The 14,889-nt window shown below is 28.0% G+C and carries 14 protein-coding genes; 13 read left to right on the top strand and 1 reads right to left on the bottom strand.

Annotated elements, in window-relative coordinates:
- Positions 1-59 precede the first annotated feature (59 nt).
- The gene (gene aspS, locus K5V21_RS06520) at positions 60-1,853 is read left to right on the top strand and encodes an aspartate--tRNA ligase (protein WP_221860115.1); all 1,794 of its coding nucleotides are present in this window, start codon (positions 60-62) and stop codon (positions 1,851-1,853) included.
- 44 nt (positions 1,854-1,897) lie between these two features.
- Here the strand turns inward: aspS and K5V21_RS06515 are convergent, their stop codons facing one another.
- The gene (locus K5V21_RS06515; RefSeq protein ID WP_221860113.1) at positions 1,898-2,278 is read right to left on the bottom strand and encodes a hypothetical protein; all 381 of its coding nucleotides are present in this window, start codon (positions 2,276-2,278) and stop codon (positions 1,898-1,900) included.
- Positions 2,279-2,418: 140 nt separating this feature from the next.
- Here K5V21_RS06515 and K5V21_RS06510 point away from each other — a divergent pair, with 140 nt between their 5' ends.
- The 12 genes from K5V21_RS06510 to K5V21_RS06455 all read left to right on the top strand — a co-directional run bounded on the left by K5V21_RS06510 (position 2,419) and on the right by K5V21_RS06455 (position 14,761).
- Positions 2,419-3,003, top strand: coding sequence for a hypothetical protein (locus K5V21_RS06510; protein WP_221860112.1), 585 nt, complete (start codon positions 2,419-2,421; stop codon positions 3,001-3,003).
- Positions 3,004-3,131: 128 nt separating this feature from the next.
- Positions 3,132-3,800, top strand: coding sequence for a PHP domain-containing protein (locus tag K5V21_RS06505; protein WP_204594384.1), 669 nt, complete (start codon positions 3,132-3,134; stop codon positions 3,798-3,800).
- 40 nt (positions 3,801-3,840) lie between these two features.
- On the top strand, positions 3,841-4,626 hold the full coding sequence (locus K5V21_RS06500; RefSeq protein WP_221860109.1) for a dimethylarginine dimethylaminohydrolase family protein: 786 nt from the start codon (positions 3,841-3,843) through the stop codon (positions 4,624-4,626).
- Positions 4,627-4,781: 155 nt separating this feature from the next.
- The gene (locus K5V21_RS06495) at positions 4,782-6,545 is read left to right on the top strand and encodes a C40 family peptidase (RefSeq protein WP_221860107.1); all 1,764 of its coding nucleotides are present in this window, start codon (positions 4,782-4,784) and stop codon (positions 6,543-6,545) included.
- Between the two features lie 136 nt (positions 6,546-6,681).
- Positions 6,682-7,980: a homoserine dehydrogenase gene (locus tag K5V21_RS06490; RefSeq protein WP_221860105.1), complete on the top strand. Its 1,299-nt coding sequence runs from the start codon at positions 6,682-6,684 to the stop codon at positions 7,978-7,980.
- 231 nt (positions 7,981-8,211) lie between these two features.
- On the top strand, positions 8,212-9,873 hold the full coding sequence (locus tag K5V21_RS06485; RefSeq protein ID WP_221860207.1) for a cell shape-determining protein: 1,662 nt from the start codon (positions 8,212-8,214) through the stop codon (positions 9,871-9,873).
- A gap of 166 nt (positions 9,874-10,039) precedes the next feature.
- Positions 10,040-10,411, top strand: a complete 372-nt coding sequence (locus K5V21_RS06480; RefSeq protein WP_204594380.1) for a GntR family transcriptional regulator — start codon at positions 10,040-10,042, stop codon at positions 10,409-10,411.
- A 24-nt stretch (positions 10,412-10,435) separates the two neighbouring features.
- Entirely contained in the window at positions 10,436-11,308 is an 873-nt protein-coding gene (locus K5V21_RS06475) for an ABC transporter ATP-binding protein (protein WP_221860103.1), read from the top strand.
- Positions 11,309-11,310: 2 nt separating this feature from the next.
- Entirely contained in the window at positions 11,311-11,949 is a 639-nt protein-coding gene (locus tag K5V21_RS06470; RefSeq protein ID WP_221860101.1) for an ABC-2 transporter permease, read from the top strand.
- A 1-nt stretch (position 11,950) separates the two neighbouring features.
- Positions 11,951-12,631 carry an ABC-2 transporter permease gene (locus K5V21_RS06465; protein ID WP_221860100.1) on the top strand — a complete coding sequence of 227 codons (681 nt, stop codon included), beginning with the start codon at positions 11,951-11,953 and terminating at the stop codon, positions 12,629-12,631.
- Positions 12,632-12,836: 205 nt separating this feature from the next.
- Positions 12,837-13,589: a MurR/RpiR family transcriptional regulator gene (locus tag K5V21_RS06460; protein ID WP_221860098.1), complete on the top strand. Its 753-nt coding sequence runs from the start codon at positions 12,837-12,839 to the stop codon at positions 13,587-13,589.
- 2 nt (positions 13,590-13,591) lie between these two features.
- The gene (locus K5V21_RS06455) at positions 13,592-14,761 is read left to right on the top strand and encodes a MalY/PatB family protein (RefSeq protein WP_221860096.1); all 1,170 of its coding nucleotides are present in this window, start codon (positions 13,592-13,594) and stop codon (positions 14,759-14,761) included.
- Positions 14,762-14,889: the final 128 nt, after the last annotated feature.

The following is a 14,889-nucleotide window of genomic DNA, read 5'->3' as shown; positions in this document are numbered from 1 at the left end:
TTAATAGAAAGCTTAAAAATGTGAAAAATTATATTAAAATAGATATGGAGGAATCACATATGGCAGAAGCGCTTAGCGGTTTAAAAAGAACAATGATGTGTGGTGAACCTAGAGAAGAACATGTAGGTAAGAAAATTACTTTAATGGGATGGGTTCAAAGAAATAGAAAGCTTGGAGGATTACAGTTTATTGATTTAAGAGATAGAACTGGAATAATGCAAGTTGTATTTGGAGATGACGTAAAAGAAGAAGTATTTGAAAAAGCAAAGGGAGTTAGACCTGAATACTGTATCGCAGTAACTGGTGAAGTAGTTTTAAGAGAAGCTCCAAACAAGGATTTAGATACAGGACTTGTAGAATTAAAGTGTGAGGATATAAAAATTCTTTCAGAATCAGAAACTCCTCCAATATATATTAAGGAAGACTTAGATGCAGCTGAAAGTATAAGATTAAAGTATAGATACTTAGATCTTAGAAGACCAGATATGCAAAAAATATTTATGATAAGAAATAGAGCTTCAAAGGCAGTTAGAGACTATTTGGATAATAATGGATTCCTAGAAGTTGAAACACCAATACTTACTAAGAGTACTCCAGAAGGTGCAAGAGATTACTTAGTTCCTTCTAGAAATTATCCAGGAATGTTCTATGCACTTCCTCAATCACCACAAATATTTAAGCAATTATTAATGGTATCTGGATTTGATAAGTACTATCAAATAACTAAATGTTTCAGAGATGAAGATTTAAGAGCAAACAGACAACCAGAGTTTACTCAAGTAGACTTAGAAATGAGTTTTGTAGATCAAGAAGATATAATATCATTGAATGAAGGGTTAATTGCTCATGTATTTAAAGAAGTATTAGGACATGAGGTTTCTCTTCCAATTAAGAGAATGACATTTAAAGAAGCTATGGAAAGCTATGGTTCAGATAAACCTGACTTAAGATTCGGAATGAAAATTCACGATCTTTCTGAAGCAGTAAATGATGTTGAATTTAAAGTATTCTCAGATGCTCTTACAAATGGTGGATCAGTAAGATCACTTTGTGTTGAAGGTGGATCAACAATGGGAAGAAAAGATATCGATAGACTTGGAGAATTTGTTAAAACATATAAAGCTAAAGGGCTTGCATGGATTAAAGTTAAAGAAGATGGAATACAATCTCCAATAGCTAAATTCTTAAATGAAGATCAAATGGCTAAGCTTTTAGAAGCTGCTGATGCAAAAATGGGAGATTTAGTTTTAATAGTTGCTGATAAAAATTCAGTAGTTTTCCAAAGCTTAGGAGCATTAAGATTAGAACTTGCTAAAAAGCTGGATTTAATTAAAGATAAAAATGAATTTAACTTTACTTGGATTACAGAATTCCCATTATTTGAGTACAGTGAAGAAGAAGGTAGATATACTGCATGTCACCATCCATTTACAGCACCAATGGAAGAAGATTTAGAATTCTTAGAAACAGATCCAGGAAAGGTTAGATCAATAGCATATGACCTTGTATTAAATGGAGAAGAACTTGGTGGTGGATCAATTAGAATACATGACACTAAGCTTCAAGAAAGAATGTTTAAAGCATTAGGATTTACTATGGAAGAGGCATGGAATAGATTTGGATTCTTACTAGAAGCATTTAAATTTGGACCACCACCACATGGCGGATTAGCATTTGGTTTAGATAGAATGATAATGTTCTTAGCAGGAACTGAAAATATAAAAGATGTTATAGCATTCCCAAAAAATCAAAATGCATATTGCTATTTAAGTGAAGCTCCAAATATAGCTGATGAAAAGCAGCTTGAAGAGCTTGGAATTGCAATAAAATTAAAAGAAGAAAACGAAGAATAATAAAAAAAGACACCAAAATTTTGGTGTCTTTTCTATTAGATTTTTCAAATAATACTTATGACTATTAGTATTATTCCACTTAGCATTATCTCAAGACTATGAAACCTAACATCTATTAATGTTGTCCTTAAAGCATTATTTGCCCTATCTAAGGATTCTTTTTCATGATGAGTTATTTCTAAATTAGCTTGTGATACATACTGTGAATTACTTTGTCCTAGAGTATTAATACCATTTCCTATATGAGCTCCTCCATATAATGAAAAGCCACCAATTATGGATGTGATTAATCCAAGAATAAGGAAGATGTCAGCATATAAGAAATCTGTAATAATTTCAATAAAAAAGGCTATAAAAAGTAGTAGTAAAAGATAGAGAAGTAGGCATTTTCCTCTTTGTAGGATTTCATATTTTTTTATATTCATATATAGCCTCCTAAATACTATTCTTAATATGATTATATTCAAATAAAATATAAATTAACCATTTTTATATAATATTTTGAATAAATTTTTATTATTTGAGGAAAGATATTTTTTGAATAAATAACAAAGGAGGATATTATATGAAAAAACAACTTAAAAGAACAATACTTGTAGCTATTTTTTTCCTTGGGCTATTTGGGGTATCAGCTTCAGCTAATCCATTAAAGGATCCATTATTAATGGGGGAGATTAAAAAAGTTGAAAAATGTAATGATTCAGGTAATATTAGAGTAACTGTAGATGGATATATGAAAGGGTGCGAAACTTATAAAGGTCAAGTTCTTATAATAATTGATAAAAATACTAAGATACACGAAGGCTGTAAAAAAGAGTGTAAAGAAGAAATTAAATGTGAAGTTGGAGATTATGTTTCAGTAGTTTTAGATAAAAAGATTACTAAATCTATTCCTCCACAAGCATATGCAAAGAGAGTTCAAATTACTAAAAAGAAAAGTAAGTCAGAAAAACAAACTAGTGTTTTATATGACTCTTCTCGTATAGATGAAGAAAAAAATGAATTTGATAAAGAAGATAAAGAAATAAAGGATAAAGAAACATTTAAAGAAGATGATAAAAATAAAGAATTGAAAAATAATAAAGAAATTGAAAAAGATACTTTTGAAGAAGATGAAATCAAAAAAGACAAAATTGAAATTAAAGAATAATAATTATGTAAATGTTATAGAGGAGAAATATTTAAATTTCTCCTTTATAATATTTGTCGAATATGTACGAATTTATGGATTTATGAATAGTATGTATAAGAAAGCAATAAAAAGTAGGTCATTAAATAATGAGAGGGGATTTTCATATACATTCTAAAAGTTCTGATGGAGAACTTTCACCAAGAGAAATTGTAATATTAGCAAAAGGAGTGGGGCTAGATGCTATTGCTATTGCAGACCATAATACAGTAGATGGTGTAGAGGAAGCAGTTAAAGAAGGGAAAAAAAGAAAAATAAAAATTATTCCAGCATTAGAACTTTCAACTAGATATAGAGGTGAAAGAGTGCATGTTTTGGGATACTTTAACTATAAAGTATATAAAAATAAAAAATTTATTAAGGGACTACAACTTATTAGAGAAGGAAAAATAAAAGAATTTAGAAAAGAATATTTAAAAGATGATAGAGAAGAGAAACATAGAAAAAAATTAGCTGTAGAAGAGGGAATAGCTTTTTTAAAAAAATTTAAAGCAAAAGTTATTTTAGCTCATCCGGTTACTGTAAGAAGAGATTTACTACACGAAGTATTAAAATATGATTTTGATGGAATAGAGGCAATACATTCAAAAAATACTAAAAGTGATACAGAATATTTTATAAATATAGCGAAAGAAAGAGGGTATATTTATACAGCTGGGTCAGATTTTCATAGAATGTTTGATAGTAAAAATAAATATAGCATGTTAGGTTTTATTTATTTAGACTTAAAGGATATTGACAAATTATTTAGTTTTTGAAAAAATGAATTATAAAATAATTACGAAAGAGGAATAAAATATGAGCGAAATAAAATACATTTTAATGAGATATCCGAGCTTTATAGAAATTACTAATAACAATAATAAGCATAAAGGCACTTTTTGTAAAGAGAAAGCACTTAATAACTACAATAATTTGCTAAATATATTATCAGAAGAGGGTATAAAATATTATTTTTTAAATACTGAAAATAGCAATAGTGAAGTGTTTACTAGAGATATTGGATTTGCTTTAGGAAATATTATGTTTATTAGTAATATGAGAAGTGCAGGTAGAAAAAAAGAAACTGAAAAACTTATAGAATTTGTAAGAAAAAATAAGATAGAACATTATATTTTTGAAAATAATATAGAAGGTGGAGATGTGGTAGTTGGACATTCAACTATATTTGTTGGAATAAGTCAAAGAACAACTGAAGCTGGAATAGAAGAACTTAGACAATATATAGATGAAAAAGGGTTAAAATACAATGTAGTTCCAATAAAATTTGATTCAGAAAATAAATTGCATTTAGATTGTGTATTTAATATATTGGATAAAAAATCAGCAATAATAAGTGAATACGTTTATGATATTGATAAGATTGAAAATGAAATAAAAAATTTGTATTACATTTCTAATGAAAGTGCAGACAATCTTGGTACTAATGTACTACCTATTGGCAAAAAGAAGATAATATGTAGCGATACTGAAGCAACTAGGGTGCTAAAAAAAGCTGGATATAAAGTATTTTATTGTGAATACGATGAAATAGTGAAGGCTGGAGGAAGTATTGGGTGTAGTACGCTACCGCTTACATTATAAATTTAATAAAATATAAAAAATATTAATTAATATTCATAAAATAACATATAATGTTTAATATTAACAGAAGGAACAAAAAAATCTTTAATTATCTATTAAAATGAGGTAAAATGTAGAAGTAGAGTGTTATAATTTGGATATATGGGAGTGATATAATGGATAAGAAGAAGATTATGGCATTAATGCTGGCTACGTCTGCGGGTACTGGAGCAGTACTAATGCATGATACAGTCACAGCTCATGCAGATGAATATAAATCAACAAGTACGGGACAGGTAATAAATGTAACAAGTAGCCTTAGAGTAAGAGCAAGTGCAAATACTAGCTCAGAAGTTCTAGGTTATTTACGTAATGGAGAAAAAGTAAATATAATTGGAAAATCAGGATCATGGTACAAAATTGATTTCAGAGGAAATACAGGATATGTATATGGTGATTATATAAAGACAGGCTCAGGGAGTTCGGATTCAGGAAGTGCTTCTTCAGGCAAAGGAAAAGTTATTAATGTAACAAGTAGTCTAAGAATAAGAAGTGGAGCTTCAACAAGTCATTCAGTAATAGGATATTTATATGAAGGTAATACATTTGATATTATTGGAAAATCAGGTGGATGGTATAAAATAAATTCAAATGGGCGTATAGGGTATATATCAGGAGAGTATGTACAAGTAATTGGAGAAAGTAATAATAATAGTAATAATAATAATGGTGGAAATACCGATAATTCATTAGGTGGTAAAGTTGGACAAGTTACTAATGTAACAAGTAGCTTAAGGATAAGAAGCGGAGCCTCAACGAGTCATTCAGTAGTTGGATATCTTTCAAATGGAGATAAGTTTGATATCCTTGGAAGATCAGGTGACTGGTTTAAAATAAAAGCTAAAGGTAGTACTGGTTATGTTCATAAGGACTATGTAAAAATAATAGGCCAAGGAGATGACAGCCACAATAATAACAATAATAATGGTGGTAGCAACTCAGAAAGTGCTTCAGGAAAAGGAAAGGTTATTAATGTAACTTCAAATTTAAGAATAAGAAATGCACCAAATACAAGTAGTTCAGTTGTAGGATATCTATTAGCAGGAGATACTTTCGATATTCTTGGAAAGTCAGGTAGCTTCTATAAGATACGACATGATGGAACTACTGGATATGTCCATCAAGATTATGTACAAGTAGGTGGAGAAGGAAACAATAATGGCGGAAGCAGCAACAACGGTGGAAGTAGCAGTGGCAGTGAGTCACTTAGTGAGTATGGTAAGGTTGTTAATGTTTCAACTAGTCTAAGGCTTAGAAAATCACCAAATACAAGTAGCTCAGTTGTTGGATATTTATTTCCAGGTGAAACTTTTAAAATTACTGCAAGAGAAGGTAATTGGTATAAGGTAAATGCAAACGGTAAAGTTGGGTATGCAAGCTCAGATTATATAAAGATAATAGATAAAGATGAAGCTTCTACACCATCATCAGCATCATTTGATAGAGTTTATAGCATATTAAAACAGCAGCTTGGCTCACCATATATTTGGGGAGGTAAAGGAGAACTTATAACTAATGATAGTTTAAGAATGTTTAAAAATATGTATCCAAATGAGGCAGCACAAGGGAAATATAATATACCATCAAAATATATAAATAATGGATATAGAGCATTTGATTGCTCAGGATTATTGTATTGGGGCTTTAAACAAGTTGGAATAAGCATAGGTGGTTCAACATATGATCAGATAAACGCAGGAAGAGAAGTATCAGTAAGTGATGCAAGACCAGGAGATTTATTATTCTATGGAAGTCTTCAACACGTTGGGATGTATATAGGAAATGGACAATGGATAGAAGCACCTAAATCACATGATTATGTAAAGATAGCTAATGTGCCTTGGAGTAAAATCGGCAGAGTTAGAAGAGTTTTAAATTAATATAAATAAAGAGTCTTAGTTAGTTAACTAAGGCTTTTTTCTTTGGAATAAAAATATATCATGGAAAAATATGGATATTAGTTATATAATAAATTTATATCATAATTGGGGTACTTTAAAATGAGGGGGTCTATATATGAAAAAAATTAATATTGCTTTGCTTGGACTAGGGAATGTTGGTCGAGGTGTTTGGACTATATTAAAGTCAAATCGAGAAGAAGTTATGAAACGTTCAGGGTATGAGGTAAATGTATCAAAGATACTTGTAAGGGATATAGGGAAAGAAAGAGGAATAAATGTACCTAAGGAATTACTTACAACAGATTTTAATGATATATTAAAGGATGATTCTATAAAAATAATTATAGAAGTTATGGGTGGAATGGAACCTGCTAGAGAATATATGATTAAATGCATGGAGAAAAGAAAGCATATAGTAACAGCTAATAAAATGCTTCTTGCAACAGAAGGTGATGAGCTTTTTAAAAAAGCTGATGATATGGGGCTTATGTTCCAATATGAAGCAAGCGTAGCTGGTGGAATCCCTATTATACAAGGAATAAATGAGAGCCTAACTGCAAATAAGGTAGAGGAGATGTATGGAATAATAAATGGAACAACAAATTATATACTAACAAAAATGGAGCTGGAAGGTCTTAATTTTGAGGAAGCATTAAAAGGAGCGCAAGATATGGGATATGCAGAAGTAGATCCTACATCAGATATTGAAGGTTATGATGCACAGTATAAACTAGCTATATTATCTTCATTAGCATTTGGTACAAAAGTTGATGTGAATAGTGTTTATAGAGAAGGGATAACAAGCGTTAAATCAATAGACATAAAGTATGCAAAAGAATTTGGTAAAGTTATAAAGCTATTAGCAATAGTTAAAGATAGAAATGGTAAGGTTGAGATGAGAGTACATCCAACAATGATTCCTAAAAATCATCCTTTAGCAAATGTATATGATTCTTTTAATTCTATATTAATTAAAGGAAATGCAGTAGGAGATTTAATGTTTTATGGAAGAGGTGCAGGAGAATTACCAACAGGAAGTGCTGTAGTTAGTGATATGATAACAATACTTAAAAATGATGTTAATTCTGAAAATTATAATCATGTAGTTAAAAATAATTTGTGGGATAAGAAATTTAGAGATATTAGAGGTGTTGAGAGTAAGTATTATATAAGAATTAGAGTACTTGATATGCCAGGGGTACTTGGAGAAGTGACCTCAATTTTCGGAGAATATGATATAAGTTTAGGAGCTGTTATTCAAAAAATATCAAAAAAGAGTGAAAAAGAGGTTGATTTAGTTCTTGTAACACATACATGTAGAGAAGCGCAAATAATAAATACAATAGATGATATATATGAACTTAAAAGTGTTAAAAAGATAAAAAGTATAATGAGAATAGAAGATTTTGAATAATTTAGAAGCTATCACTATATTGGTGATAGCTTTTATGTATTTATTATTTGAATATAGTATAAAAAAAATATGAATAAATTTTTATACTATATAGTATTTATTATTACATTATGATATAATACAAACAATATAACGAAAAGGAGAATTTAGATTATGAATAATAGGGGAGATTTTTCTGATATTTTTGACATGATATCGAAATTTAAAAGGTCAAAAGACAATGTAACTAATATGGCAAAAGGCAAAAAAGCAAGTTTTAAAGGATATCTAAAATGGCTTGTTATATCATACTTAGTAATGGCAATAATATTATTTTTACAAAGTAGATTAATTTTAGATTTATCTATTAGCTTCTTAGCATTAATTATTCCATTTATAATAAGTAGTATTGCTTATGGTATAACACACTTTAGTAAAAAGTATATTATAGCTGGAGGAACGGGTATATTTATTTATGTAGCTCTTATGATAGTATTTAGTCCTCTAGTTAATTATAAAGCTCACAGAGATTTGATTGGGGAAGTTGATGGAGTTGAATTTTCAAGTCAAATACAACATATTGATTTAAAACAATTACCAACAATAGATAAAGAACTTGCTAGTAAATTAGCTGACAAAAAGCTTGGGGAAATACCAAGCCTTGGTAGTCAGGTGTATATAGGAGATTTAACACTTCAAAGTGTAAATGGAGAACTTTATTATGTAGCGCCACTGGAGCATTCATCACTTATAAAGTGGATAACTAATTATGAAGGAACGCCAGGATATGTAAAGGTAAGTGCTACAAATCAAAATGATGTTGAACTTGTAACTGAAGTAGGTGGAAAACCGCTTAAAATAAAGTATTTAGAATCTTCATATCTTTTAACAGATTTAGATAGAGCAGCCTTTTTAAGAGATATGAAGGCAGCACATACAGATTATACCTTCGAACTAGATGATGAAGGAAATCCATATTGGGTTATTACAAGGTACGATACGGGTGTTGGAATTACTGAAGCTAAAGCTACAGGTGCATTAATTATTGATTCACAAACTGGGGAAGCAGAAGTATATGATATTGAAAATATGCCAAAATGGGTTGATAGAATACAGCCTGATTCATTTATCAAAGGATATATAGATAAATGGGGTAAGCTTGTTCATGGAGTATTTAACTTTAGTGATAAGGACAAGCTTGTATCTACAGAGGGAATGAATTTAATATATAATAATGATGAATGTTATTACTACACTGGTATAACTTCAGTTGGAAATGACCAAGGTTTAGTTGGATTTACTTTAACTAATACAAGAACAGGAAAGACAACAATGTATAAAACAGCAGGTGCAACAGAAACAGCAGCTATGAAGTCTGCTGAAGGTAAGGTACAACAATACAAATATACAGCAACATTCCCATATTTAATTAATATTCAAAATGAACCAACATACTTTATGACATTAAAAGATGCAAATGGATTAGTTAAAAATTATGCCATGGTTAATGTTAAAAATTATAATACTGTAGCAGTTGGAGATTCACTTCAATCAACTTTAAATAAATATTTAGAGGTATTAACTAACACTAATATTTCATTAGAAGGAAGTAATAACGCTAAGTCAGTTGAAGGTGAAATAGAGAGAATAGGATTAGTTATAAAAGAGGGATCAAGTATATATGATGTAAAGCTTAAAGGCTCAGATAATATATATTCAGTATCAACAGAAACAGCAAGAGAAGTTGCTTTAAGTAAGGTTGGAGATAAAGTTAAGATTGATTATATGAATGTTGGAGATAGTAGATATATAATAGTTAACTCTTTTTCAAATGTTAATACAGAAGTAAAGGATAAAGAAAAGGGCAAAAAATATAATACTGAAGCTGAGAAGCAAGCAGAAGTTAAAGAGTAATTTTAAATTAGGATCGTATAAGCATGCGTTAAGTGTTTATACGATCTTTTTTTGCTAAAAAATTTAAAATATATTGACATTTATTTTAAAAAGAGTATATACTGTATATATAATATATATACAGTATATAAACAGTATGTACTGTTTGTTAGAAAGAGGTGAGAGTTTGAATATCATTATTTCAAATACTTCAGGAGTACCAATATATGAACAGATTGCAAAAGAGATAAAAAATGAGATAGTATCTGGAAATATTAAAGAAAATTCACCACTGCCATCAATAAGAAGTCTAGCATCTGAACTTAGAGTTAGTGTGATAACCACTAAGAGAGCTTATGAGGAGCTTGAAAAGGATGGATATGTATACACACTTCCAGGGAAAGGATCTTATGTTGCAGAACAAAATAAAGAACTTTTAAGAGAAGAAAAATTAAGAGAGATTGAAGAAAAACTTATAGAGGCGATAGATATTTCAAATAGTATTGGATTAGATTTTGATGAATTAGTCTATATACTTAAAACTTTAAAAGAAGTTTAAATTAAATAAAAAGGAGAGAATTTAATGAGTAATTATATTAATGCATTAGAAGTTAAGGATATAAGCAAAGAATATAGAGGGTTTTCTTTGAAAAATGTAAGCTTTTCTATTCCAAAAGGATTTATAATGGGACTTGTAGGTCCAAACGGAGCAGGAAAAACAACAATAATAAAATCAATAATGAATTTAGTAAATTTAAAAAGTGGATATATAAAAGTATTCGATAAAAATTTAAAAGAATATGAGGTAAGCATAAAAGATAGAATAGGTTTTGTTTATGATGATTGTTGTACATTTGAAGATTTCTCCATAGATGAAAATAAGAAAATCATAGCACCATTTTATTCAAAGTGGGATGAAGAAAAATTTAAATTTTATATAGATAAGTTTAATTTAAATATTAAGAAGAAAGTAAAAGAGCTATCAAAAGGACAAAAGATGAGATTTTCATTGGCAATTGCTCTTTCACATGGTGCAGAGCTATTGATATTAGATGAGCCTACATCGGGATTAGATCCTGTTTTTAGAAGTGAATTATTAGATCTTTTATTTGATTTAATAAGTGAAGAAGAACTATCAATTCTTTATTCAACTCATATAACAACAGATTTAGAAAAACTTGCAGATTATATAACCTTTATAAATAACGGTAGAATAGAATTTTCAAAAGAAAAAGATATGCTCTTAGAAGAATATGTAGTAGTTAAAGGTCCTATTGATGTTCTTGATAGTGAAATTAAAAAAGATTTAGTTGGTGTAAGAAAATCAAGGTATAATTTTGAGGCTTTAAGTAATAAACGAGATAAACTTAAGAATGAGTACGGAGATAAGCTTATTTTTGAAAGAGCAAGTTTAGATGATATAGTTATTTATTATTCAAAAAAGAGAGGGGAATAGCTATGGGAAATTTACTTAAAATAGAATTTTTTATTCAGAAAAAGTTTGCTAAATCATTTATAATAGCATTAATATTTATGTCAGCAATTTTTATAGTGAATGGAGGATCAGAAAGTATATATATTATGGGATCATTTATGATATTTTATTTAATAGTAAGTACTATTGAATTGTCAAAAAGAAATAAATTTCAAATATATTTAAGTTCTTTACCAATAAAGAAAAGTACGTATATATTATCAAAATATATAAGTGCTTTAATTTATATTACTTTTATTAATATATTAACTTATATAATGTATAGGTTAATAAGTATTATTATTCCTCCTACTATGGAAGTGAATACTGCAGTTATAATTCTTGCTATTTTTATTGAATTACTTTATATATCAATACTTGAGCCTATATTTATAACTATTAATTATAAATACTATAAGATAGCTAATATTATTGCTGTAGTAAGTTTTTTTATAATATCTAATATATTAATAGATGGATATTTAAATGGAGATTTTGCAGATGTTATATCAGATAATATTTTATTAAATCCTAAGCCTATACTCTTATTAATAGGAGCAATAGTATCTATAATATCATTTATAATTAGCAATATAATTTATAATAGAATGGATGTGAAATAATATGAAAAATTTGATTTTAAAGGATATAAAGGTTCAAAGATTAATTTTCTTTATCTATTGTCCATGGGTAATTGTAACGAGTATTATTTCATTATTTGAATATAAAGTTGAAGGACAAAGTATAGAAAGTTTTATAGGAAATTTAATGATGTTTTTTGTAATGGGGATACTGATTTTTCCCATAGCTAGTATAAATTATATAATTGCAAAGAATAGTTCTAAAGGTGGAAGTATAAATATGCTATTAAGATCACTTCCTATAAGATTAAAGGATATTGTAATAAGTAAGGCAGTAACCCCTATAGTTATTTTTATCATATATTTAACTCCAAATATAATTATACAGGCTTTAATTTCATATTATTTTGGTATAAGTAATGTAGTTAATTGGGGAGTTGTAGGTATAATTTTTATAATATTTTATACATTATCTGTATTAAACTTTTATATAGAATTATTATATCCAAAGAGTACTATGCTATCTTATACTAGAACTGTGCCTATATTTATAATTGCCCTTGGTATTAACGTATTTAAGAAATTTTTTGTATCTAAAGAAGAATTAACATTTATTTCAGAGAATTTAAATGTTGTTTTAATATTATCAAGTCTAATTTTAATAGTAGCGGCTATGTTATCATCGAGAATTATATTAAAGAAATTTAAGAGTATAGAATTATAGGGATTTTATGGTTTTTAGTAGGTTATTTTGCAGATTGTGAAATAACCTTATTTTTATTTATGAACTAGTAATGAAAAATTTGTCCTGAATTGATAAAAAAGTTGATAAAATTATCTGTATAATAAAGGGCATATAGTGATAAAATTACCATTTTATGATAAAGTTAAGTTGATTTATTTACTTAATTATGGAAGAGGTGGAATTTTTGAATTTACATAGAAGAATATCAACTTATACTAAGAACCTAACTAGACTTGAGAAGGAACTACTACATGAACTTCTGGAAAATAAAGAGAGGTTCACTTACAAAACCTTCACAATAGAAAATATAGCAGAAATATTCACTACAAGTACAAGTACTGTACATAGACTTTCTAAAAAGTTAGAGTATAAAAGCTTTGTACAATTTAAGGACGACTACTTTGAAAAAAATAAGCTTATAGAGGACAATAAAGAGTTCTCTGATAACTCCTATATAAATTCTATAATGGAAACCTATAAGCTTGTGACAGAGAGTCAACAGGATGAAATTGTAGATAAGATGGCGAAATGCAAAAAAATCACTATATATGGTATGGGAATGAGTAATTATTTAGGTAAGATATTTCAAATTAAATTACAACTTCTAGGAATACCAGTAGAGCAACACGATGATTCAAGATTTATGAGATTATCTAGTAAGATATTAAAAAGAAATGAGGATCTTGTATTTATGCTATCAAGAAGTGGAGAAACTCCGGAACTTTTAGAAGTACTTGTTGAAACAAATTTAAAAGGAGTGGATGTCGTACTTATAACAGAGTCAAGGGGATCAACTTTTGAGAGACTTTGTAGATACGTTGTTTATACAGGACATTCTCATGATTCAGATGAAAATGTTGATACTAGATTAAATGTGCATATAGCTATGGATCTCATAATAAAAAGATTTATAGAAAAGTATAAAATGAAAGGGTAAGTATGTACAATTTTGATGAAATTTTAGATAGAAAAGAAAATAATACAAAGAAATGGAATAGAGAATATATACAAAAAAGATTTAAAGATGCAAAGGAGCCATATTATCCATTATTTATTGCAGATATGGATTATAGACTTCCGGAGGAAATAAGTAAAGGTTTTATTGATATTGTTTCAAGAGGAGATTTTGGATATTTTGATATAAAGGATGAATTTAAAAGTGATATAAAACATTGGTATAAAGTAAAACAAGGTTTAGATGTTAATTTAGATGATATAGTTCCTATAGTAGGAGCACTTACGACTATGAATGTAGTACTAGGTGAAGTTTTAAATTACAATGATAAAGTATTAGTTTTTACTCCAGTTTATGGACCTTTTAAAGACATAACTTTAAATAATAATTTAGAATTAATTAGAGAGCCTTTAGAAATTAAAGAAAATAGATATTTTATTAATTTTAAAAGGTTAAACAAAAAGATTAATGATGAAAATATAAAATGTATATTACTCTGTAATCCTCATAATCCGTCAGGTCGGATTTGGAACACAGAAGAATTAAAAAGGATTTTAGAGATTGCAAAGAAAAATAATGTTTTAGTTATTTCCGATGAAGTACATGGAGACTTAGCTCTTTATAATAATAGTTTTTCTTCGATCTATAAATTAAAAGAAAAATTTGATAATTATATAGTTATAGGATCTCCAAATAAAACATTCAATATTGCATCATTAAACGTAGGATATGCTTTGATTTCAAATGTTAATTTAAAAGATAAAGTATGTGAAGGAATGATGAAGCGTAAGATACACTTAAATATATTAGGAGCAGAGTTTTCAAGTGTTTGCTATAAAAATGGATATCTATGGGTAAAAGAATTAATTGAAAAAATAGAAAAAAATATTGATTTAGTAAATAAATACTTAAGGCATATTGACTGTAGTATTATGATTCCAGATGCCGGATATTTAATATGGGTTAAGTTTAATAAGATAGATGATAGTCTTAAATTTTCGATAGATCTTGCTAAAAAGACAGGGGTTCTTCTGGAATGTGGGAATAGGTTTATTGATGATTATAAAGGTTTTTTGAGAATAAATGTAGCAACAAATAGTAGTATATTAGAAGAGGCAATGAAAAAGATTTTAGAGTTTTATAATGAAATATAAAATTAAGAGGTTTATCTAGTTTTTAGATAAACCTCTTTTAAATTTAATAATAATTTAAAGAAGTATGTGAAATTTATCAAAAAATATTAAATAAATAAAGTTAAAAAGATAAAATAATTAATTGAAAT

Origin of the sequence: Clostridium sardiniense, from assembly GCF_019753795.1 — a bacterium.
Classification (GTDB): domain Bacteria; phylum Bacillota; class Clostridia; order Clostridiales; family Clostridiaceae; genus Clostridium; species Clostridium sardiniense.
This window is presented reverse-complemented; position numbering and strand designations above follow the sequence as displayed.